Here is a 21,217-nt window from a genome sequence, read left to right on the forward strand (position 1 = left end):
GGTGAGACGCTACCGTTTCTCACCCCGAGGATTCGAGCCGCAATTTGCGCGCCAACGGCGCCCACACGATGAGTGCCGCGCCGACGCCGAGCAGCGCCCCGCCGACGGTGTCGCTCACCCAGTGCGCGCCGAGGTAGGTGCGGCTCACCATCATCAGCACGACGTAGGCCACACCCGCCACCCAGATCCAGGCCCGGCGGAAGATGATGGCGAGGCAGACGACGAGGGTGGCCGCGTTCGCGCTGTGCCCCGAGGGGAACGAGCCGAAGTCCGAGGTCACCAGCATGTCTTCCGGCCGCGGGCGCCCGACCAGGCTCTTCAGCACCTGTACGAGAAGCGCGCTCAGGATGCTCGCCACCGCGAGGAACAGGGCGCTCCAGTACCGGCGCAGCACGCAGAGCACGATGGCCACCGCGGCGGGCAGCAGGTAGGCGAACCAGCCGCCGCCGAGGAAGTTCATCACGAGCGACGGCACCTCCCACGCGGGATGGCGGTGCTCGATGATCTCCTCCATCCACTCGGCGTCGCCCTCGAAGGGCAGGTTGCCGCGGATGGCGATGATCAGCCCGAGCAGCACCGCGAGCACGATGACGATGACCGCGCTCACGACCGGCCATCGTCTCGCTACTTTGTCGGATACCGGAGCTTCGTCGGTCACAGTGTTTCCTCGTGATTCGCGTTGGGGTCGAAGGTCAGCGTGATCGTGAGCGTGTTGTCGTGCGCCAGGTTCCACGAGACCGTTCCGAAAACACTACGTCCCACCGCGACATACGGTGCCAGGTGCACCCGCGGGTTGTGCGACGGGCGGCACGGGACGACGATGGTGCACGTCGCCTCCCACTCGCTGCCGTGTAGCATCACGCGCATCCGCTCGTCGTCGAAGGCCGCGCTCGTGCGCAGGTGCGAGACGAGCGCCCGGATGAACCCGCGCTCGGCCTCCCCCAGGCGTTCGGCGAACCGGTGCCGGTCGTCGGCACCGCGCACGATGCGCGAGAGCCAGCTGCGCTCCGCGTCGAGCACGAGCAGGGTGCGCAGCTCGCGGGCCAGCATCCTGGCACGTTCGCCGTCGGCGGCGCTGAGCCCGGGCTGCCGGGCCACCCGCTCGAGAAACGGGTAGACCTGCTCGTCGAGGTGCACGAGGTGGCTGGCCCTGGCCGACGCCGGCGGTTCGAATCCGTCGGGGACGGATGCCGGTGGTCGCGAAACAGCGGACCGCCACGCGAGCAGGGAGTCGACGAGGCTGCGCGAGAACGCGCTCGCGGCGGCGCCGGTCGCCAGCACCGGGGTCGCCGAGAGCACCGCGAAAACGATCGCCGGGACATCCGCGTCGAAGCCGGCCGACCGGGCGAACGCGAGAGAGCCGATGACAACCGCGCAGACGACGGTGCTGGCGAGGATCTCCCACCCCGGGCGCCAGGAGCCGAACGTGAGGGTCAGGATGGCGAGCGAAACGGGAGCCCAGTCGTCGCGCACGACCGAGTTGGTTCCCCACTGCGCCGCCGCCTCGAGCACGACCGCGAGCAGCGCCAGCAGGCAGACGACCACGAGGGCACCGCGCGGGAAGGGCGCGCGGAACGCGCTGGCCGCCCGCACGTAGCAGTATCCCGACGCGCTGATCGCGGCGAGCGCCGCGGCCTGCAGCCACCAGTTGTTCGTCTGGTCGGCGGTGAACGCGCTCATCGCGAACGCGACGACGAGCGCGACCACCACCGCGCCGATCGCGAACAGCCTGGCCGTGATGCCGCTGAGCGGGTCGAGCTGCTGCGCCGTGTCGTCTCTCATCCGCGCGGCACCAGCATCGAGACGGCGGTACCCGCGCCCGGCGAGGTCCACACCTGCACGGAACCGCCGACGGCGTCGATGCGGCCCCGCACCGACTGGCGCAGGCCGAGCCGGTCGGGGTCCATCGCGGATTCGACGAAGCCGACGCCCGAGTCGATCACCATCACGCACACCTCGGTGTCGGTGGCCACCACGGTGAGCTCGGCCGCACCCGTGTGGGCGTGGGCGGCGACGTTGGCGAGGCACTGCTGCACGGCGAGGCTGAGGGCCACCGACGTGTGGGGGGCGAGCGACGAGAGCGCGCCGACCTCGCCCGCCACCGACACCTCGAGCCCGAGCGCCCTGGCCTGCTCGACGGCGGCGGCGAGATCTCCGCCGAGAACGTCGGCCGTGGCATCCGAATTTCTGCGTGCCCCCGCCCTGCGCACCGCGAGACTGCGCAGGATCTGTCCCTTCGCGGCGTCGGAGAGGGTGCCGGGGGCGACCGTGCCGACGACGGCGAGCTCGTTCAGGATCGTGTCGTGGACCATGGCCGAGGAGACGTGCTCGGCGCGCGCCAGCTCGGCGGCGACCCGGTCGTCATGGCTGGCGCGGCTGAGCTCCGGCTCGCTCGCCCTGGTGCGCCGCCTGCTCACCGTGAGCATCGTGATGATGAGAACGAGCGCGGCGGCGCAGCTGAAGGCCGGCACGTCGAACGCGTAGCCGTGGCCCACGGCGAGCGACACCGCCACCACCGGGACCTCGCCGAGGAAGTACGCGACGACCACGCTCGCGACGCCGGTGAACTGGCGCGCCACGACCATGCCGAAGACCACGATGGCGATCTTCGGCAGCGACAGGAAGATGGCGTCGCTGGTGTCGATCGACCGCAGGGCGGGAAGCAGCACGGCGGCGTAGCAGGGGATCGCGACGGGTGCGGCCACGGCCGACAGGGCGATGACCGCCGGCCGTTCGCCGAGGTCGGAGGCGACGACCACACCGAGGCCCGCGAGAACGACGAGCGCGACCACGGCCGGCCAGGCGGCCTCGGCCGGGCGGTCGATCCGGATCGCGACGAGGCTGACCGCGACCGACGTGAGGCAGACGATGCCGAACCAGAACGAGCCCCTCGCCAACGCGAGGCTGGTGGTTTTCGCCGCCAACGCGTTCGGAAAAACGAGGGCCATAAGCCACACACTACTGGGCGTCCGGCGCCAAATCAGAGACTAGACGGCCGGGATTGCGGTTCGCTACGCGGATCAGCGCGCGAGGGCGGGCACCGAGCGCGGGCGCACCAGCACCACCATGACGACGAGCGACACGGTGGCCAGGATCGCCATGACCCCGCCCATCGGGATCGCGTCGTGGATGCCGAACAGCCCCACGATCGGCGAGATGATGCCGGCGAAACCGAAGTTCACCGCGCCGAGCACAGACGCGGCGGTCGCCGCTTCACCGCCGTGGTTCGCGAGGGCCAGCACCTGTTGGCACGGGAACGCGAAGCCGCACGAGGTGATGAAGAAGAACAGCGGGATGAGGATGCCGACCAGTCCGGTGTTCGCGAGGTCGAGGGCGACGATGGTGGTCGCGCTGACGATCATTCCGATGACCGCGCCCGTGAGGATCCACTGCGGCCCGACGTACTTCGCGAGGCGCGAGCTCACCTGCACACCCACCACGATGCCGATCGAGTTGACGGCGAACAGCAGGCCGTACTCCTGGGCGTTGAGGCCGTAGACGTCCTGGAACAGGAACGACGACGACGAGAGGTAGGCGAACAGCCCGGAGAAGGTCATGCCGCTGATCAGCACGACGCCCACGAAGACGCGGTCGGTGAAGAGCGCCCTGTACCGTTCGCCGACCGAGCTGTGCCCGCGGTCGGCGCGGCGCTCGGCCGGGAGGGTCTCCACGAGGAAGAAGCTCGCGGCAAGGATCGCCAGAACGCCGTAGGCGGCGAGGAACCAGAAGATGCCGCGCCAGTCGAGCACGAGCAGCAACTGCGAGCCGATGAGCGGGGCGAGCACGGGCGCGAGCCCGCTCACCAGCGCGAGCCGGGAGAGCATGCGCACGAGCGGCAGGCCGCCGAACAGGTCGCGCACCATGGCCATGGCGACCACTCCACCGCCGGCCGCGCCGATGCCCTGCAGCACGCGGAAGATGCCGACCCACATCACGTCGGGCGCGTAGGCGACGCCGATACTCGCGGCGATGTGCAGCGCGGTCGCGATGATGAGCGGCGCGCGGCGCCCCACCTTGTCGCTCCACGGGCCGACGAGCAGCTGGCCGAGCGCGAAACCGATCGTGGTGGCGGTGAGGGTGAGCTGGATGGCCGCCGCCGAGACGCCGAGTTCGGCCGAGACCGCGGGGAACGCCGGCAGGTACAGGTCGATCGTGAACGGGCCGAGCGCGGTCAGCGCGCCGAGCACAACGACGTAGACGAGCTTCTGACGCGGGGTGAGGGAGTCTCCGGGGTGTACGACAGTGGTCAAGAGTGAAGGGTCCTAGCAAACGGATCGGAGCGAGGCAGAGCGCTCATGGCCGCACCCGGGTCGGCGCGCGGCGGCATGGAAGCACCCGGCGCCGCGAACCCCCACGACAAGCGTATAACTCGGGTCGACGGCGTCGCATTCCCCGGCGCGGTCAGAAGGTGGCGGGGTCGCCGAGCACGGCCTCGAAGGCCAGCTCGGCCGCACCGATCATCAGCAGGTTCGACCCGAGCGCGGCACGCCCGATCGACACGCCCTCCCGCGAGGCCCGCAACGGCTGGTGGGCGACGAGCGCGTTCAGGTGCGCGGGTGCGACCGCGTACAGCGAGCCGAGGAAGCCGCCGAGCAGGATCGTCTGCGGGTTGAGCGTGTTGATCGCGTTGCGCAGGGCGACGGCGAGGAAGTCGAGTTGGCGGTGCACCTCGGCGCGCACGTCGGCAGATTCGGATGCGACGAGCGCGTTCTCGAGTTCGTCGCTGTCCGCGTCGGTGAGGCCCACGAGGGCGAGGAGCGGCGCACGGGTGACCTCGGTTTCGAGACATCCGACCCCGCCGCAGTGGCAGACGGTGCCCATCGAGTTGACGAGGGTGTGACCGAACTCGCCCGCGTAACCGGCCGCGCCCGTGAGCGCCTGGCTGCCGGCGATGAGCCCGCCGCCGATGCCGCTCGCGCCGCCGTTGAGGTAGATGAAGTCGCTGAGGTCGCGCCCGGCGCCGAAGGTGCTCTCGGCCAGGGTGCCGAGCCGCGCATCGTTGCCCGCGACGACCGAATACCCGGTCGCCTCGGCGAGCATCTCGGCCAGCGGCTCGTCGACCCAGCCGAGGTGCGGCGCGAGGCGCACGACACCGTCGAGCGAGCGCACGAGGCCGGGGACCGCGACTCCGATGCCGACGACGCGGTGACCGGTCTCGAGCTCGCCGCGCAGCCCCTCGATGACGGCGGCGCAGATGTTCACGGCCTCCCGCGCGGTCGGCTCGTGGTCGGTGGCGTAGCGGATGCGCTTGAGCACGGTCCCGCCGAGTCCGACGACGGCGATCGTGATCGCGTCGATCTCGGGGTTGATGGCGATCGCCACGGCGAGCGGATCCGGCTTGACGATCGGGCTCGGGCGCCCGACCTGGCCCTGCACGTCGGCGTCGACCTCGAGCACGAGCCGCCGCTCGACGAGCTCGCCCACGAGCGCGGCCACGGTCGAGCGGTTGAGGCCGGTGACCCGGGTGAGCTGCGAACGCGAGATCCCCTGCGAACGGTGCGCGAGGGTCAGCACGGTGGCGAGGTTGTGACGGCGCACGTGGTCGGTGCTGTTTCCGCGCCCCGCGGCCGGCGACTCGGTCTGTGTCACTTTCCCACCCGTTCGTCGTCACGGCCATCGCGGTACTACCGCTCTGTGCCACCCTATCGCCGCCCGGAGCCGGCCAAGCACCGCAAATGTTGGAGGCGGCAACTTAGCCCTCCGCGGCGCGCGTGAGGAAAAGGGGTGGCATTTTCCGTGAGGCGTGCGATATGTTGTGTCCCTAAACAATTCACCGACTTGGAGTTTCACCATGGCAACGACGCCCACCCCCGCTGACAAGTTCTCCTTCGGCCTGTGGACCATCGGCTACAACGGCGCCGATCCGTTCGGCGGCCCGACCCGCGCCCCGCTCGACGTCGTGCACGGCGTCGAGAAGCTCGCCGAGATCGGTGCGTACGGCCTCACCTTCCACGACGACGACCTGTTCGCCTTCGGCTCGACCGACGCCGAACGCCAGACCCAGATCGACCGCCTCAAGCAGGTGCTCGCCGACACCGGCATCATCGTGCCGATGGTCACCACCAACCTGTTCAGCGCGCCCGTCTTCAAGGACGGCGGCTTCACGTCGAACGACCGCGCCGTCCGCCGCTTCGCGCTGCGCAAGGTGCTGCGCAACATCGACCTCGCCGCCGAGCTGGGTGCCAAGACGTTCGTGATGTGGGGCGGGCGCGAGGGCGCCGAGTACGACGCCGCGAAGGACATCCGCGGCGCGCTCGAGCGCTACCGCGAGGCCGTCAACCTGCTGGGCGACTACGTCACCGACAAGGGCTACGACATCAAGTTCGCGATCGAGCCCAAGCCCAACGAGCCGCGCGGCGACATCCTGCTGCCGACCCTCGGCCACGCGCTCGCGTTCATCGAAACGCTCGAGCGCCCCGAGCTCGTCGGCGTCAACCCCGAGGTCGGCCACGAACAGATGGCCGGGCTGAACTTCACCGCCGGCATCGCGCAGGCCCTCTACCAGGGCAAGCTGTTCCACATCGACCTGAACGGCCAGCGCGGCATCAAGTACGACCAGGACCTCGTGTTCGGGCACGGCGACCTGCAAAACGCCTTCTCGCTCGTCGACCTGCTCGAGAACGGCGGCCCGAACGGCGGCCCCGCCTACGACGGCCCCCGCCACTTCGACTACAAGCCCTCGCGCACCGAAGACGAGACCGGAGTCTGGGATTCGGCCAAGGCGAACATGCGCATGTACCTGCTGCTCAAGGAGCGCGCGGCGGCCTTCCGCGCCGACCCCGAGGTGCAGGAGGCGCTCGTCGCCGCGCAGGTCGAGCAGATCAACGTGCCGACCCTGGGCGGGGGCGAGAGCTACGACGACCTGATCGCCGACCGCGCCGCCTACGAGGAATTCGACGCCGACGCCTACTTCGACGGCAAGGGCTTCGGCTTCGTGCGTCTGCAGCAGCTCGCCGTCGAGCACCTGCTGAACGCGCGCTAGGCCCCCACCCCCGCGCCATTCCGATACGCGCGCGCCCGCTCGAGCCGGCGCGCGCGTACCGGGATGGCGCGCACGTTTTCTCGAACCCAGAAAGGCCGCCATGACCCTCGTCGCCGGCGTCGACTCGTCCACCCAGAGCTGCAAGGTCGTCGTGCGCGACCTCGACACCGGCACCACCGTGCGCACCGGGCGCGCCGAGCACCCGGCGGGCACCGAGGTCGACCCGGAGGACTGGTGGCGCGCCCTCGCCGCCGCGGTCGACGACGCCGGCGGCCTCGACGGCGTCTCGGCGATCTCGGTCGCCGGCCAGCAGCACGGCATGGTGGTTCTCGATGACGGTGGCCGTGTCATCCGCCCCGCTCTTCTCTGGAACGACACCCGCTCCGCCCCCGCCGCCCGCGACCTCATCGACGAGATCGGCGCGACGTCGTTCGCCGAGCGCACCGGCTCCGTGCCGGTGGCGAGCTTCACGCTCACCAAGCTGCGCTGGCTGCACGACGCCGAGCCGGCCAACGCGGCACGCGTCGCGGCGGTGGCGCTGCCCCACGACTGGCTCACCTGGCGGCTGCGCGGCTACGGCCCCGAGGGCGAGAGCCCGCTCGGTCCCGTGCTCGACCAGCTCACCACCGACCGTTCCGACGCGAGCGGCACCAGCTACTTCAACGCGACGACGGGCCGCTACGACCGCGCGCTGCTCGATGCCGCCTTCGGAAATTCAGGAACGGGCGAGCGGATGATCCTGCCCACCGTGATAGCTCCGGGGGCCAGGGCCGGCACGGTGACGCCGTCTCCTGAATTTCCGATCGGTGCGGGCGCGGTCGTCGTGGTGGGGGCCGGCGCGGGCGACAACGCGGGGGCGGCCCTCGGGCTCGGCGCCGCGGCGGGCGACGTCGTGGTCTCGATCGGCACGAGCGGCACGGTGTTCGCCGTGACCGATCGGCCCGCGAACGACCCGAGCGGAACCGTCGCCGGTTTCGCCGACGCCACCGGCAACTTCCTCCCGCTCGTCGCCACCCTCAACGCCGCGCGCGTGCTCGACGCGGTGGCCGACCTGCTCGGCGTCAGCCACGACGAGCTGGGCGAGCTCGCGCTGCAGGCGGAACCCGGGGCCCGCGGCCTCGTGCTGCAGCCCTACTTCGAGGGCGAGCGCACGCCGAACCTGCCCGATGCGACCGCCACCCTCTTCGGCCTGACGCTCGCCAGCACCACCCGGCCGAACCTCGCCCGCGCCGCGATCGAGGGCATGCTCAGCGCGCTCGCCGACGGCCTGCGCGCCGTCACCGACCTGGGTGTGGAGGCCACGCGCATCCTGCTGATCGGCGGCGCGGCACAGAACCCCGCCGTGCAGCGGATCGCCGCGCAGGTGTTCGGGCTGCCGGTCGACGTGCCGCTGCCCGGCGAGTACGTGGCCGCCGGCGCCGCCCGACAGGCCGGCTGGGCGCTCACCGGCGAGCTTCCGGCCTGGTCGACCGAGATCGCCGCGACCCTGCCGGCGGACACCGCGGCGGTGATCGGCGAGCAGTACGCGGCGCGGCGGGCCTAGGCGGAACGTGCCGCCAGCGCCGCGGTGCTCTCGCGCACGATCAGCCGTGTGGCGAGGTCGACGCGCGGGATCGACTCCAGCTCGCCCTCGCTCATCCGGATGATGAGACGTGCCGCCTCTTCGGCCATGCGCGTGAGCGGCTGGTGCACCGTCGTCAACGAGGGGCTCGTCCACTGGGCGAGTTGCAGGTCGTCGTAGCCGACGATCGACAGCTGCGCGGGCACCTGGATGCCGAGCGAGCGGGCCGCGTCGAGCACGCCGAGGGCCTGCAGATCGCTGCCGGCGAAAATCGCGGTCGGGCGGTCGTCACGGTCGAGCATGGCGCGAGCGTTGTCCCGACCGCCGTCGACGTGGAAGTTGCCGAACGCCACGAGGCTCTCGTCGACCGGCAGCTTCGCCGTGTTCATCGCCGAGCGGAAGCCGTCGAGCCGAGCGTGCGAGCACATCATGTCGTCGGGGCCGGTGATCGCGGCGATGCGCGAGTGGCCGAGTTCGATGAGGTGTCTGGTCGCCATGAGCCCGCCCGACCAGTTCGCCGAGCCGACCGACGGCACGTCGGGGGCCGGGTCGCCGGCGGGGTCGACGATCACGAACGGGATCGCCCGGGACCGCAGCTGCGCCTTGGCATCTTCCGAGAGGTCGGAGAACACGAGCACGACACCGACGGGTCGCCGCCGCAGCACGCCCGTAATCCAGTCGGGCGACGGCGAGTGCCGGTTGCCCGATTCGGTGACCACGACGCTGAGCCCGTTGGCCTTCGCGACGTTCTCGACGCCGCGGATGAGCTCCATCGCCCAGACGGTGTCGAGGTCGGGGAAGACGAGTTCGATGAGGGTGTTGCGACCCGGTAGACCCGCGCGGCGCTGGTAGCCGTGTTCGTCGAGGATGCCCTCTACCCTCTTCCGCGTGATGGCGGCGACGTCGGAGCGGCCGTTGAGCACCTTCGAGACCGTTGAAAGCGAAACCCCCGCCTGATCGGCGATTTCGTTGAGTTTTGCACGTCCGATCGTGACATCCGGTTCTGACATGGGTGCTCCGATTCGAATTTGTTGTTCAAAACAACTTGTGCGGATGCCGCGGCGGCTCTTAGACTCCGACCATCCTAATCAATTTCGACGTAGTTGTCGAAACTTTCGAGAGGCGTTCAACGATGAACACACGCAGCATCAGGAAGACCGTGGCGGTGAGTGCGGTCGCGATCCTGTCGATGGGCGCTCTCGCGGCGTGCGCCGGCGACGGAGCGGATTCCGCCGACGGCACCACCACCCTCACCTTCTGGCACAACGGCACGGCCGAACCCATCCTCAGCATCTGGCAGGACGCGGTCGACGAATACGAGAAGGCCAACCCGGACATCACGATCGACGTGGTGCCGATCCAGAACGAGGATCTCGAGACGAAGATCCCGCTCGCCCTGTCGTCGGACAGCCCGCCCGACATCTACTTCAGCCGTGGTGGCGGGCAGCTCGCCACGCAGGTGCAGTCCGGCCAGGTCGCCGACATCTCGGAGTTCACGAGCGACTGGCTCGGCGACCTCGGAACGGCGACCGAGAACTGGGCGGTCGACGGCGTGCAGTACGGCGTCCCGTACACCTCGCAGGTCGTCGGCTTCTGGTACCGCACCGACCTGTTCGAGCAGGCCGGCATCACCGGTGCCCCGACGACGATGACCGAGCTGCACGACGCCGTGGACAAGCTCAAGGCCGCCGGTATCGCGCCCATCGCCGTCGGCGGAAAGGACCGCTGGCCCGACGCGTTCTACTACAACACCTTCGCGGTGCGCGAGTGTGACGAGGACACGCTGAAGAAGGGTCTCGCCGAGGCCGACCTCTCCGACGAGTGCTTCACCAAGGCGGGCCAAGACGTCATCGACTTCATCGCCACCGAGCCGTTCCAGGAGGGCTTCAACGGCACTCCCGCCCAGCAGGGCGCTGGCAGCTCGGCCGGCCTCGTCGCCAACGGCCAGGCGGCCATGGAGCTCCAGGGCACCTGGGACAAGTCGGTCATGCAGGGTCTCACCGACACCGACCTCGACCCGCTGCTCGGCTGGTTCCCCTTCCCCGCCGTCGAGGGCGGCGACGGCGACCCGAGCGCGACGCTCGGCGGCGGCGACGGTTTCGCCTGCACGCAGGAGCACGCCGAGGAGTGCGCGGACTTCCTGGAGTTCCTCTCCAACGACGACATCCAGACAAAGCTCGTCGAGAGCGAGGTCGTGGCCATCCCCGTGAAGGAGGCCGCGGCGGCGACCATCAGCGACCCGGTGATGAAGTCGGTCTACGACTTCAACACCGACGCCGCGTACGTCACCACCTACTTCGACGTGGCTCTCCCCACGGGTGCCGGTTCGGCCCTCAACGACGCCGTAGCCAACCTGTTCGCCGGCCAGGGCACGGCCGATTCGGTCGCCGAGGCAGTCAAGGCGGCCAAGTAACGATGAGCACAACCACCGCCGTCGTGACGCCAGACGTCACGACGGCGGCGGGCTCGCCTTCCCCGCAAGGCCCGCCCCGCCGCCGTTCCCACCTGCGCAAGAGACTCGAGCTGCTGCTGCTGCTCGGCCCGGCAACCGTGCTCTTCGTGGCCTTCGTCTTCTTCCCGCTGGTCGCGGCCTCCTACTACAGCCTGTTCGACTGGAACGGCTTCGGGCCGCTCACCCGGTTCGTCGGTTTCGACAACTACGCCAAGGCGCTCGGCGACCCGCTCTTCCAAGGGGCGATCGGCCACAACCTGTTCATCGTGATCGCGTCGCTCGTGGTGCAACTGCCGCTGAGCATCGCCCTCGCGCTGCTGCTCAACGGCAAGATCCGCGGACGCACGGGGCTGCGGCTGCTGGTCTTCGCCCCCTACGTGCTGTCCGAGGCGGTGACGGCGGTCATCTGGCTCTCGCTGCTGCAGCCAAACGGCGTCGTCGACGGGCTGCTCGAGAGCGTCGGCCTCGGCGGGCTCGTGCAGCTCTGGCTGGCCGACCAGAGCGTCGTGATGTTCACGATCTTCGCGGTGGTCACCTGGAAGTACATCGGCTTCGGGATCATCCTGTTCCTCGCCGGCCTTCAGGGCGTCCCCGAAGAACTGCGCGAAGCCGCCCAGATCGACGGCGCCACCGGCTGGCAGACGACACGGCTCATCGTGCTGCCGCTGCTCGGCCCGACCATCCGCATCTGGGTGTTCCTGTCCATCATCGGATCGCTGCAGCTGTTCGACCTGGTCTGGATCATGACGCTCGGCGGACCCGCCGGCGCGTCGACGACCATGGCGAGCTACCTGATCGACCGCGGCTTCCGCCGCTACGAGTTCGGGTTCGGCAGTGCCGTCGCCATCATCCTGTTCGTCATCTGTTTCGTCTTCGCGCTGTTCTACCAGCGCTTCGCACTGCGTCGCGATACGCAGGGCGCGATCACCGGAAGGGTCGAATAGATGACCGCCACCACCCTCGCGCCGGCCAAGTCCAGGGCGCCGTTCAGCGCCATGACGCCGGTGCGCTACCTGTTCGCTCTGCTCATCGTGGGCGTCACTGTGGCGCCGCTGCTGTTCGTGATCCTCGGCGGGTTCCGCACCAACGCGCAGATCAACACCGACCCCGCCGGGCTGCCGTCGCCGTGGGTGTTCAGCAACTACGCGAACATCCTGGCGTCGGAGTCGTTCTGGCGCTTCCTCGGCAACAGCGCGCTGATCTCGATCTCGTCCACCGCGATCGCCGTGGGGCTCGGCTCGATGGCCGCGTTCGCGCTCTCCCGCTACCGGTTCAAGGGCCGCGAGGCGCTGTACTCGATGTTCACGATCGGCCTGCTGTTCCCGCTCGGCGTCGCGATCCTGCCGGTGTACCTGCTGCTGCGCCAGCTGCACCTGCTCGAGTCGTGGGTGGGCGTCGCGTTGCCGCAGGCCGCGTTCGCGCTGCCCGTCACCATCATCATCCTGCGTCCGTTCATGGCCGCGATCCCGACAGAGATCGAGGATGCCGCGGTCGTCGACGGTGCCACCAGACTCGGGTTCTTCTGGCGCATCCTGCTGCCGCTCAGCCGCCCGGCGCTCGTGACCGTGTCCGTGCTGGCGTTCATCACGAGCTGGAACGGGTACCTGCTGCCGCTGCTCGTGTTCAACGACCCGGCGAACTTCACCCTGCCGCTCGGGGTCGCGACGTTCCAGTCGCAGTACGCGCAGGACACCGCGTCGATCCTTGCGTTCACGGCGCTCTCGATCGTGCCGGCCCTCGTCTTCTTCATCTTCGCCGAACGCCACATCGTGGGCGGCCTCACCGGATCGGTCAAGGGATGATCACCACACTCTGGAACGACGACTCTGCCAGCACCGCCGACCGCGTCGACGCGCTCGTCGCCGCGATGACGCTCGAGGAGAAGATCGCGCAGCTGTACGGCGTCTGGGTCGGCGCCTCGACCGACGGCGGGGAGGTCGCGCCGCACCAGCACGACATGGACGACGCGATCGACCTCGACCAGCTGCTGCCCCTCGGTCTCGGCCAGCTCACCCGCCCGTTCGGCAGCGCGCCGGTCGAGCCGGCGATGGGCGCGGCCTCGCTGCAGCGCACCCAGGAACGCATCGTCGCGGGCAGCCGGTTCGGCATCCCCGCGATCGCGCACGAGGAGTGCCTCGCCGGCTTCGCCGCATGGGGCGCGACCGCCTACCCGGTGCCGTTGGCCTGGGGCGCCACGTTCAACCCGGCGCTCGTCACGACCATGGCCGCGCGCATCGGCGCCGACATGCGCTCGGTCGGCGTGCACCAGGGGCTCGCACCCGTGCTCGACGTCGTGCGCGACGCCCGCTGGGGCCGGGTCGAGGAGACCATCGGCGAAGACCCGTACCTCGTCGCGACCATCGGCACGGCCTACGTGCGCGGGCTCGAGAGCTCCGGGATCGTGGCGACGCTCAAGCACTTCGTCGGCTACTCCGCGTCGAAGGCGGGGCGCAACCTCGCCCCCGTCTCGATGGGGCGCCGGGAGGTCAACGACGTGCTGCTTCCGCCGTTCGAGATGGCCGTCCGCGAGGGCGGTGCGCGCTCGGTCATGCACTCCTACTCCGACGTCGACGGCGTGCCGTCGGCATCGGACACGGCGCTGCTCACCGACCTGCTGCGCGACACCTGGGGCTTCGAGGGCACCGTGGTCGCCGACTACTTCGGCGTCGCGTTCCTGCACCTGCTGCACGGGGTCGCGGCCGACTGGGGCGAGGCCGCGGGACTCGCTCTCGGCGCCGGCGTCGACGTGGAACTGCCGACCGTGAAGACCTTCGGCGAGCCGCTCGTGGCGGCCGTGACCGCCGGCGTGGTCGACGAAGCTCTCGTCGACCGGGCTCTGCGCCGCGTGCTCGAGCAGAAGGTCGGTCTCGGGCTGCTCGACGCCGACTACTCGCCGGCGCCGACGAGCACCGGCTTCGACCTCGACCCGGCCGAGAACCGGGCGCTCGCTCTCGAGATCGCCGAGCAGTCCGTCGTGCTGCTGACGAACGACGGCGCGCTACCGCTGGACCGCCCCGCCCGCATCGCCGTCGTCGGCCCCAACGCCGACGACCCGTTCGCGATGCTCGGCTGCTACTCGTTCCCGTCGCACGTCGGCACGCAGCATCCCGACTGGGAGATCGGCATCGAACTGCCGACACTGCTGCAGGCGGTGCGGGCCGAGTTCGCCGGGTCCGTCGTCGAGCACGCGCTCGGCACCACCGTCGACGGCGGGGAGACCGACTTCACCGACGCCCTGGCGCTGGCCGCGGCATCCGACGTCGTCATCCTCGCGCTCGGCGACCGGGCCGGCCTCTTCGGCCGCGGCACCAGCGGCGAGGGCTGCGACGCGGAATCGCTGCGGCTGCCCGGCGCGCAGCAGCAGCTCGTCGACGCGCTGCTCGACGGCGGCACTCCCGTGATCGTGACGCTGCTCGCCGGCCGGCCGTACGCGCTCGGCCGCGCGGTCACGGAGGCGGCCGCGATCGTGCAGTCGTTCTTCCCCGGCGAGGAGGGTGCGACTGCGATCGCCCGCGTGCTGAGCGGCGCCGTCTCGCCGTCGGGACGCCTGCCCGTGAGCGTTCCCGCCCTCGCCGGCACGCAGCCGACGACCTACCTCGCGTCGCCGCTGGCCCGGGCGAGCGACGTGTCGAACATCGACCCGACGGCGGCGTTCCCCTTCGGGCACGGCCTCGGGTACACCGCCTTCGAGTGGGAGTCGTTCGCGGTGCAGCGGGACCGGTTGACGACGGATGACACGGTCGACGCGAGCCTCACGGTGCGCAACACCGGCGAGCGCGCCGGCGTCGAGGTCGTGCAGGTCTACCTGCACGACCCGGTGGCGAGTGTGGTGCGTCCGGTGCAGCGGCTGATCGGCTACGCGCGCGTGGCGCTCGAGCCGGGCGAGGGCGCGCGGGTGCACTTCGCCGTTCCGACCGACGTGGCGCAGTTCACCGGCCGCGACGGTGCGCGCATCGTCGAACCCGGGGCGCTCGAGCTGCGGTTCGCCCGTTCGTCGGACGACACAGTGTTCACGGCCGCAGTCACGCTCGCCGGTCCGGTGCGCGTCGTCGACCACACCCGCGCGCTGCACGCCGCGGTGTCGGTCGCGCGGGAGCCTGCGCCCGTGCCGCTCTAGGCGGCACGGCGCCCACTCCCGGGACGGCCGCGCAGGAGCGCCGGTGCGCGCCCGTCCCGCGGGTGCGCGCCGACCGCGTCCGCTACCGCGGCGGCGCCGTCGACTCGCGCGGCACCAGCACCGGCACGGGGTGGGCGGCCTCCGCGAGCGACTCGTCGAGGATCAGCCCGAGCAGCGTCGACATCACGGTGCGACCCAGCTCGGCGAAATCCTGCCGCACGGTCGAGAGCGGCGGGGTGAAGTGCTCGGCCTCGGGGATGTCGTCGAAGCCGATCACGCTCACGTCGGCGGGTATCGCGATACCGCGGGTGCCGAGCGCGTGCATCACGCCGAGCGCCATCTGGTCGTTGGCGCTGAACACCGCGGTGAAGTGCGGCGCCAGCGCGAGCCCGGCCGCGAACCCGCTCGACGGGCTCCAGTCGCCCTGCAGCGGTTCGTGGGCGACGAGTCCGTGCTCCGAGAGCGCCGCGCTCCAGCCGCGCACGCGCTCGGTGGCATCCATCGAGTCCTCCGGGCCGGCCAGGTGCGCGATCGTCGAGTGCCCGAGCCCGATCAGGTGCTTCGTCGCGTCGTAGGCCCCGCGGAACTGGTCGATCGACACGCTGTGGAAACCCGAGCGCCCGCTCGACTCGACGGCGATGAGCGGCACGCCCAGGTCGATGCCCTGGATGGCCTCGAGCGCCCCGCGGTGCGCCGCGATCAGCACCACCGCCTCGACGTTCTGGCTGAGCAGCAGCTCCACCGCCGCACGCATCGACGCGACATCCGTCTCGAGCATGCTCGAGATGCTCACGAGGTACCGGGCGTTGCGCGCCGCCTCCGTGAATCCCAGCAGGATGCTCGACGGCCCGTAGTCGGGATTGCCGGTCGTGATCAGCCCGATCGTGCGCGACCGCCGGGTCACGAGCGAGCGGGCGGCGGTCGACGGCCGGTAGCGCAGCTGCTTGATGGCGTCTTCCACGCGCACCCGGGTCGCCGGGCGCACGTTGGGCAGATCGTTGAGCACGCGCGACACCGTCTGGTGCGAGACGCCGGCGAGTCGGGCGACGTCGAAGATGTTCGCGACGCGCGCCTTGTCTTCCGTACTCACTTGCCCATTATGGGTGCCGCCGTCACCGTCGCCTCGCAGTCAGCAGCCGCTGCAGGACGATGAACACGAGCAGCAGGGAGCCGATCACGATCTTCGTCCACCACGAGCTCAGCGTTCCCTCGAAGCTGATGATGGTCTGGATGACACCGAGCAGAAGCACCCCGAGGAGGGAGCCGAGCACGAAGCCGTAGCCGCCGGTGAGCAGTGTGCCGCCGATGACCACCGCCGCGATCGCGTCGAGCTCCATGCCCACGGCGGTGAGGCTGTAGCCCGAGAGCGTGTAGAACGTGAACAGGATCCCGGCGATGCCCGAGCACAGCCCGCTGATCACGTAGACGAGAACCTTGGTGCGCGGCACCGGGAGGCCCATCAGCATCGCCGAGTGCTCGCCGCCGCCGATCGCGTAGACGGTGCGGCCGAGGCGCGAGTAGTGCAGCACGAAGAACGCGACGACCACCACGACGGCCGCCACGATCACGCTCGGCGAGATCGACAGGCCGGGCGCGAGCGGGATGCGGGTCTGCGCCATCGCGGTGAACCACGGCTCGGTGATCGAGATCGAGTCGAGGCTGATCACGTAGCAGAGCCCGCGGGCCAGGAACATCGCGGCGAGCGTCGCGATGAACGGCTGGATCTCGAAGTAGTGGATCACGAGCCCGACGAGCAGCCCGAGGGTCGACGTGGTCACGAGCACCACGAGGATCACGGCGAGCGGCGGCCAGCCGTCGCGGGCGAGGGACGCGGCGATCATGGTCGAGAGCGCCACCACCGAGCCGACCGAGAGGTCGATGCCCCCGGTGAGGATGACGAAGGTCATTCCCACCGCCAGCACGATCAGGAACGCGTTGTCGACGAAGAGGTTCGCGATCACCTGGCCGGAGGCGAACCCCCGGTACTGGCTGGCCCCGGCGGCGAAGACCAGGATGAGCAGCACGAGCGTCACGAGCACGGGCGTGTACCGCGATCCGAGCAGGTCGCGACCTCGGCGGGCGGAGGTGGAGATGAAGGTCGTCATGCGAGCACTCCCTTGGTCGCGACCCGGCGGGACCGCAGCTTCGCCTGCAGCGCGGGCGACTGCAGCAGGCAGACCGCGATCACCACGAGCGCCTTGAAGACGAGCGTGATCGACGGGGCTATGCCCACCGTGTAGACGGTGGTCGTGAGGGTCTGGATCACGAACGCACCGATAAGCGTTCCCGTGAGCGAATAGCGACCGCCCGCGAGGCTGGTGCCTCCGATCACGACGGCCAGGATGGCATCCATCTCTATGTAGAGTCCGGCACTGTTGGCGTCGGCGGCCGTCACGTTCGACGAGATCATGAGCCCGGCGATCGCGGCACACAGCGCGCTGAACACGTAGACGACCCAGACGATGCCGCGCGAGCGCACGCCCGCGAGCCGGGAGGCGACCGGGTTGATGCCCACCGATTCGATGAGCAGCCCGAGCGCGGTCTTGCGGGTGAGCAACGCGGCGACGGCGAACATCGCGCCGGCGATGACGATCGAGGCCGGCAGTCCGAACCAGTAGCCGGCGCCGATCACCTTGTAGGGCGCGCTCGAGATCGTGATGATCTGGCCCTCGGTGATGAGCATCGCGATGCCGCGGCCGGCCGTCATCAGGATGAGCGTCGCGATGATGGGTTGGATGCCGAACACGGCGACCAAGAGTCCGTTCCAGGCCCCGAGAACGAGGGAGAACACGAGGGCCACCGCCACGGCGGAGAGCACGGTGCCGAGGCTGTCGGGGGTGGGCGAGTCGGCGATGATCGTGCAGGCGAGCGCCCCCGAGATCGCCACGACGGCGCCCACGGAGAGGTCGATGCCGCGGGTGGCGATCACCACGGTCATCCCGAGCGCCACGAGCAGCGTCGGTGCGCCGTTGCGCAGGATGTCGATGAGGCTGCCGAACAGGTGGCCGTTCTGGAACCGGATGGCGAAGAAGCCGGGCGACACCGCGAAGTTCAGCAGCAGCAGCGCCACGAGGGTGACGATCGGCCAGAACAGGCGGGCGCGGGGCAGGTCCCGCAGGGCGTTCACGCTTCGGCTCCGCTCGCGATGAGGCCCATGATCTCGCCGACCGTGACGTCTTCGTTCGGCAGGTCGGCGACCTTGCGCCGGTCGCGCATCACGGCGATACGGTGGCTGAGCCGCAGCACCTCTTCCAGCTCGGCCGAGATGAACACGACGGCCATGCCCTCGTCGGCGAGATTCGACACGAGTTTCTGAATCTCCGCCTTGGCCCCCACGTCGATGCCGCGCGTCGGTTCATCCAGGACCAACAGCCGAGGGGCGACCGCCAGCCAGCGCGCGAGCAGCACCTTCTGCTGGTTGCCGCCGCTGAGGTTGCGCACGAGCGCGTCGGGATTCGCTGGGCGGATGCCGAGTGCAGAGATGTAGCTGTTCGCCAGTTCGTCCTGCCGCCTCCGCGAGATGCGACGGAACCAGCCGCGGTCGGCCTGCAGCGCGAGCACGATGTTGTCGCGCACGGTCAGCTCTTCGACGATGCCCTCGCGCTTGCGGTCCTCCGACGAGTAGGCGACCCGGTCGCGCAGCGCGGCCCGCGGCGTGCGCAGCCGCTTCTTCGTGCCGCGCACGAGCACCTCGCCGCTGTCGGCGCGGTCGGCGCCGGTGATGAGCCGGGCGATCTCGGTGCGTCCCGAGCCGAGCAGCCCGGCGAGCCCCACCACCTCCCCCTCGTGGATGGCGAGGTCGGTCGGCTCGACCGAACCCTTGCGGCCCAGCCCGACCGCCTCGAGGTACGGCACCTCGGCCACATCGCCCTCGACGGCCGCCTGGCGCGTCTTGCTCTCGAGACTCTCGAGGGTCGCCAGTTCTTTGCCGATCATCTTGTGCACGAGTTCGATGCGCAGGATCTCGCGGGTCAGGTACTCGCCGACCAGTGCGCCGTTGCGCAGCACGGTGAGCCGGTCGGAGATCTCGTACACCTGGTCGAGAAAGTGGGAGACGAAGAGGATCGCGACGCCGCGCTCCTTGAGACCCCGGATGACACGGAAGAGCTCGGACACCTCGTCGGCGTCGAGGCTCGAGGTCGGTTCATCCAGAATCAGCACTTTGGCGTCGACGTCGGTCGCGCGCGCGATCGCGACGAGCTGCTGCACAGCGAGCGAGTGCGAACTCAGCTGCGACGCCGGATCGATCTCCAGGCTCAGCCGCGCGAGCAGCTCGGCGGACCGCCGGCGCATCGCGCGCCAGTCGATCGCGCCGGCCCGGCGCGGCTCGCGGCCGAGCATGATGTTCTCGGCGACCGAGAGGTTGGGCAGCAGGTTCACCTCCTGGTACACCGTGCTGATGCCGGCGGCCTGCGCCTGTGCCGGGCCGCTGATCACTAGCGGCCGACCGCCGAGAGTCATGGTGCCGCTGTCGATCGCGTACACGCCGGTGAGCGCCTTGATGAGCGTCGACTTGCCCGCGCCGTTCTCGCCCATGAGCGAGTGCACCTCGCCGGGGAACATACGGAAGCTCACCCGGTCGAGCGCCTTCACGCCGGGAAACCTGATGGAGATGTCGTCCATACGCACGATGGGCTCGACGGCCGGAGCCGGGGCCTCGACGCTGGTGGCGGTGCTGGGGGTGATCGTCATGCTGTCCTCTTCATCGAGTACGTGGGAAGGGCCGGGTCCGGCAGCGCGCCGGACCCGACCGATTGTGGTGCCTAGTACTGGCGGTCGGGTAGGGCCTCGATCGCCTGCTCCTGCGTGAACGTCGTCTCCTCGGTGACGATGCGCTTCTCCACGTCCTCGCCCGCCGCGACCTTCTCGGCGATCTCGACGAGCTGCGGGCCGAGCAGCGGCGAGCACTCCACGATGAAGTTGATCTTGCCGTCGGCGAGCGCCGTCATGCCGTCTTTCACGGCGTCGACGGTGACGATCTTGATGTCCTGTCCCGGCACCATTCCCGCCGCCTCGATCGCCTCGATCGCGCCGAGACCCATGTCGTCGTTGTGGGCGTAGACGAGGTCGATCTCGGGGTTGGCCTGCAGGAAGGCCTCCATCACCTGCTTGCCGCCGGCGCGGGTGAAGTCGCCGGTCTGGCTCGCGATCACCTCGAACTTCGCGTCGGTCACCACGTTGCGGAAACCCTCGGCACGGTCGTTGGCCGGGGCCGCCCCCGTGGTGCCCTGCAGTTCGACGATGTTCACCTTGTCGGCGTCGGCGAACTCGGTGTTGACCCACTCGCCGGCCTTCTCGCCCTCGAGAATGAAGTCGGAGCCGAGGAACGACGCGTAGAGCGAATCGTCCTCCGAGTCGACCGAGCGGTCGGTCAGCACGACGGGGATGCCCGCGTCCTTCGCCTCCTTGAGCACGGTGTCCCAGCCGGATTCGACGACGGGCGAGAACGCGATCACGTCGACCTGCTGTTGGATGTACGAGCGGATCGCCTTGATCTGGTTCTCCTGCTTGCCCTGCGCGTCGGAGAACTTCAGCTCGATGCCCGCGTCTTCGAAGGCACCCTGGATCGACTTGGTGTTCGCGGTGCGCCAGCCGCTTTCGGCGCCGACCTGCGAGAAGCCGACGATGAGGTCGCCGTCGGCGCCCGCTTCGCCTCCGCCGCCTCCGCCACCTCCCGCGCAGCCGGTGAGAGCAATGAGCAGTGCGCCGCCGAGCGCGGCCCCAATGAGTTTCTTCATCGAACTAAACCTCCTTGTTCAGTGTTCCGGGACCGCGTCGTGTCGTGCTCCGCGGGATGCGCCCGGCCAATCAGTCCGTTCTGATTGGTTGTGATGTTAGCGCTCACAATTAGCGGCGGACAACCGGCCCGCATAACGGTTGGGTAACGGGCCGCACGATGGCGCGGTTCGCCGCGAACTCCGGATGATCCGGCTCGCGAACATCGCGCGGGGATGTGAGGGTTCTCAACCATGGCGAGCCGCACTGCTACGTCGAACGCGGCAGGAATCGCGCGAGCCGCGGCATCCGCAACCCCTACCGCCCACGCGCACTCCTGCGGAAGCGTCATCGTCAGAACGTGCCCCATTCGGGGGCCGTAGACCCAAG

The 21,217-nt window shown here is 69.9% G+C and carries 17 protein-coding genes; 6 read left to right on the forward strand and 11 right to left on the reverse strand.

Annotated features, from left to right (window positions below; all coding sequences use genetic code 11):
• Nucleotides 1-19 precede the first annotated feature (19 nt).
• The 5 genes from IEV96_RS09900 to IEV96_RS09920 all read right to left on the reverse strand — a co-directional run bounded on the left by IEV96_RS09900 (nt 20) and on the right by IEV96_RS09920 (nt 5,589).
• A complete protein-coding gene (locus IEV96_RS09900; RefSeq protein ID WP_229733212.1) occupies nt 20-658 on the reverse strand; it encodes a phosphatase PAP2 family protein in 639 nt (212 codons plus the stop codon).
• Entirely contained in the window at nt 655-1,782 is a 1,128-nt protein-coding gene (locus tag IEV96_RS09905; protein ID WP_188510447.1) for a hypothetical protein, read from the reverse strand. Before IEV96_RS09905 ends, IEV96_RS09900 begins: the two co-directional genes overlap by 4 nt.
• Nucleotides 1,779-2,948 carry a sensor histidine kinase gene (locus IEV96_RS09910; RefSeq protein ID WP_188510448.1) on the reverse strand — a complete coding sequence of 390 codons (1,170 nt, stop codon included), beginning with the start codon at nt 2,946-2,948 and terminating at the stop codon, nt 1,779-1,781. The genes IEV96_RS09905 and IEV96_RS09910 overlap by 4 nt, the downstream gene beginning before the upstream one ends.
• A gap of 72 nt (nt 2,949-3,020) precedes the next feature.
• Nucleotides 3,021-4,250 (reverse strand): multidrug effflux MFS transporter, encoded by a 1,230-nt coding sequence (locus IEV96_RS09915; protein WP_188510449.1) that lies wholly within the window; start codon nt 4,248-4,250, stop codon nt 3,021-3,023.
• 151 nt (nt 4,251-4,401) lie between these two features.
• Entirely contained in the window at nt 4,402-5,589 is a 1,188-nt protein-coding gene (locus IEV96_RS09920; protein ID WP_188510450.1) for an ROK family protein, read from the reverse strand.
• Between the two features lie 202 nt (nt 5,590-5,791).
• On the opposite strand from IEV96_RS09920, the gene xylA reads away from it, so the two are divergent.
• Both xylA and xylB read left to right on the forward strand, forming a co-directional pair.
• A complete protein-coding gene (xylA, locus tag IEV96_RS09925; protein ID WP_188510451.1) occupies nt 5,792-6,982 on the forward strand; it encodes a xylose isomerase in 1,191 nt (396 codons plus the stop codon).
• Nucleotides 6,983-7,082: 100 nt separating this feature from the next.
• Nucleotides 7,083-8,525, forward strand: coding sequence for a xylulokinase (gene xylB / locus IEV96_RS09930; RefSeq protein ID WP_188510452.1), 1,443 nt, complete (start codon nt 7,083-7,085; stop codon nt 8,523-8,525).
• On the opposite strand, the gene IEV96_RS09935 is transcribed toward xylB, so the two are convergent.
• Nucleotides 8,522-9,553 carry a LacI family DNA-binding transcriptional regulator gene (locus tag IEV96_RS09935; protein WP_188510453.1) on the reverse strand — a complete coding sequence of 344 codons (1,032 nt, stop codon included), beginning with the start codon at nt 9,551-9,553 and terminating at the stop codon, nt 8,522-8,524. The genes xylB and IEV96_RS09935 overlap by 4 nt on opposite strands.
• Before the next feature lie 122 nt (nt 9,554-9,675).
• Here IEV96_RS09935 and IEV96_RS09940 point away from each other — a divergent pair, with 122 nt between their 5' ends.
• From IEV96_RS09940 to IEV96_RS09955, 4 genes are read left to right on the forward strand one after another with little or no spacing between them, the layout of a single operon-like run.
• Nucleotides 9,676-10,956, forward strand: coding sequence for an ABC transporter substrate-binding protein (locus IEV96_RS09940; protein ID WP_188510454.1), 1,281 nt, complete (start codon nt 9,676-9,678; stop codon nt 10,954-10,956).
• Nucleotides 10,957-10,958: 2 nt separating this feature from the next.
• Nucleotides 10,959-11,939, forward strand: coding sequence for a carbohydrate ABC transporter permease (locus IEV96_RS09945; protein ID WP_188510455.1), 981 nt, complete (start codon nt 10,959-10,961; stop codon nt 11,937-11,939).
• Entirely contained in the window at nt 11,940-12,797 is an 858-nt protein-coding gene (locus IEV96_RS09950; protein WP_188510456.1) for a carbohydrate ABC transporter permease, read from the forward strand.
• The gene (locus tag IEV96_RS09955) at nt 12,794-15,112 is read left to right on the forward strand and encodes a beta-xylosidase/alpha-l-arabinosidase (protein WP_188510457.1); all 2,319 of its coding nucleotides are present in this window, start codon (nt 12,794-12,796) and stop codon (nt 15,110-15,112) included. Before IEV96_RS09950 ends, IEV96_RS09955 begins: the two co-directional genes overlap by 4 nt.
• An 82-nt stretch (nt 15,113-15,194) precedes the next feature.
• On the opposite strand, the gene IEV96_RS09960 is transcribed toward IEV96_RS09955, so the two are convergent.
• The 5 genes from IEV96_RS09960 to IEV96_RS09980 all read right to left on the reverse strand — a co-directional run bounded on the left by IEV96_RS09960 (nt 15,195) and on the right by IEV96_RS09980 (nt 20,850).
• On the reverse strand, nt 15,195-16,202 hold the full coding sequence (locus IEV96_RS09960) for a LacI family DNA-binding transcriptional regulator (RefSeq protein WP_188510458.1): 1,008 nt from the start codon (nt 16,200-16,202) through the stop codon (nt 15,195-15,197).
• Between the two features lie 22 nt (nt 16,203-16,224).
• Complete coding sequence (yjfF, locus tag IEV96_RS09965; protein WP_188510459.1) at nt 16,225-17,217, reverse strand: galactofuranose ABC transporter, permease protein YjfF; 993 nt, start codon at nt 17,215-17,217, stop codon at nt 16,225-16,227.
• Nucleotides 17,214-18,239: an ABC transporter permease gene (locus IEV96_RS09970; protein ID WP_308419479.1), complete on the reverse strand. Its 1,026-nt coding sequence runs from the start codon at nt 18,237-18,239 to the stop codon at nt 17,214-17,216. The genes yjfF and IEV96_RS09970 overlap by 4 nt, the downstream gene beginning before the upstream one ends.
• Entirely contained in the window at nt 18,236-19,804 is a 1,569-nt protein-coding gene (locus IEV96_RS09975) for a sugar ABC transporter ATP-binding protein (RefSeq protein ID WP_188510460.1), read from the reverse strand. Before IEV96_RS09975 ends, IEV96_RS09970 begins: the two co-directional genes overlap by 4 nt.
• Nucleotides 19,805-19,875: 71 nt before the next feature.
• Nucleotides 19,876-20,850: an ABC transporter substrate-binding protein gene (locus IEV96_RS09980; RefSeq protein ID WP_188510461.1), complete on the reverse strand. Its 975-nt coding sequence runs from the start codon at nt 20,848-20,850 to the stop codon at nt 19,876-19,878.
• Nucleotides 20,851-21,217 lie beyond the last annotated feature (367 nt).

It is taken from the genome of Conyzicola nivalis (genome assembly GCF_014639655.1).
GTDB lineage: Bacteria > Actinomycetota > Actinomycetes > Actinomycetales > Microbacteriaceae > Conyzicola > Conyzicola nivalis.

Coding starts and splice junctions, on each gene's coding strand:
- IEV96_RS09955 (WP_188510457.1), top strand. CDS start 12,794: ATGATCACCACACTCTGGAACGACGACTCTGCCAGCACCGCCGACCGC.
- IEV96_RS09935 (WP_188510453.1), bottom strand. CDS start 9,553: ATGTCAGAACCGGATGTCACGATCGGACGTGCAAAACTCAACGAAATC.
- IEV96_RS09905 (WP_188510447.1), bottom strand. CDS start 1,782: ATGAGAGACGACACGGCGCAGCAGCTCGACCCGCTCAGCGGCATCACG.
- IEV96_RS09975 (WP_188510460.1), bottom strand. CDS start 19,804: ATGACGATCACCCCCAGCACCGCCACCAGCGTCGAGGCCCCGGCTCCG.
- IEV96_RS09950 (WP_188510456.1), top strand. CDS start 11,940: ATGACCGCCACCACCCTCGCGCCGGCCAAGTCCAGGGCGCCGTTCAGC.
- IEV96_RS09910 (WP_188510448.1), bottom strand. CDS start 2,948: ATGGCCCTCGTTTTTCCGAACGCGTTGGCGGCGAAAACCACCAGCCTC.
- IEV96_RS09945 (WP_188510455.1), top strand. CDS start 10,959: ATGAGCACAACCACCGCCGTCGTGACGCCAGACGTCACGACGGCGGCG.
- IEV96_RS09940 (WP_188510454.1), top strand. CDS start 9,676: ATGAACACACGCAGCATCAGGAAGACCGTGGCGGTGAGTGCGGTCGCG.
- yjfF (WP_188510459.1), bottom strand. CDS start 17,217: ATGACGACCTTCATCTCCACCTCCGCCCGCCGAGGTCGCGACCTGCTC.
- xylB (WP_188510452.1), top strand. CDS start 7,083: ATGACCCTCGTCGCCGGCGTCGACTCGTCCACCCAGAGCTGCAAGGTC.
- IEV96_RS09980 (WP_188510461.1), bottom strand. CDS start 20,850: ATGAAGAAACTCATTGGGGCCGCGCTCGGCGGCGCACTGCTCATTGCT.
- xylA (WP_188510451.1), top strand. CDS start 5,792: ATGGCAACGACGCCCACCCCCGCTGACAAGTTCTCCTTCGGCCTGTGG.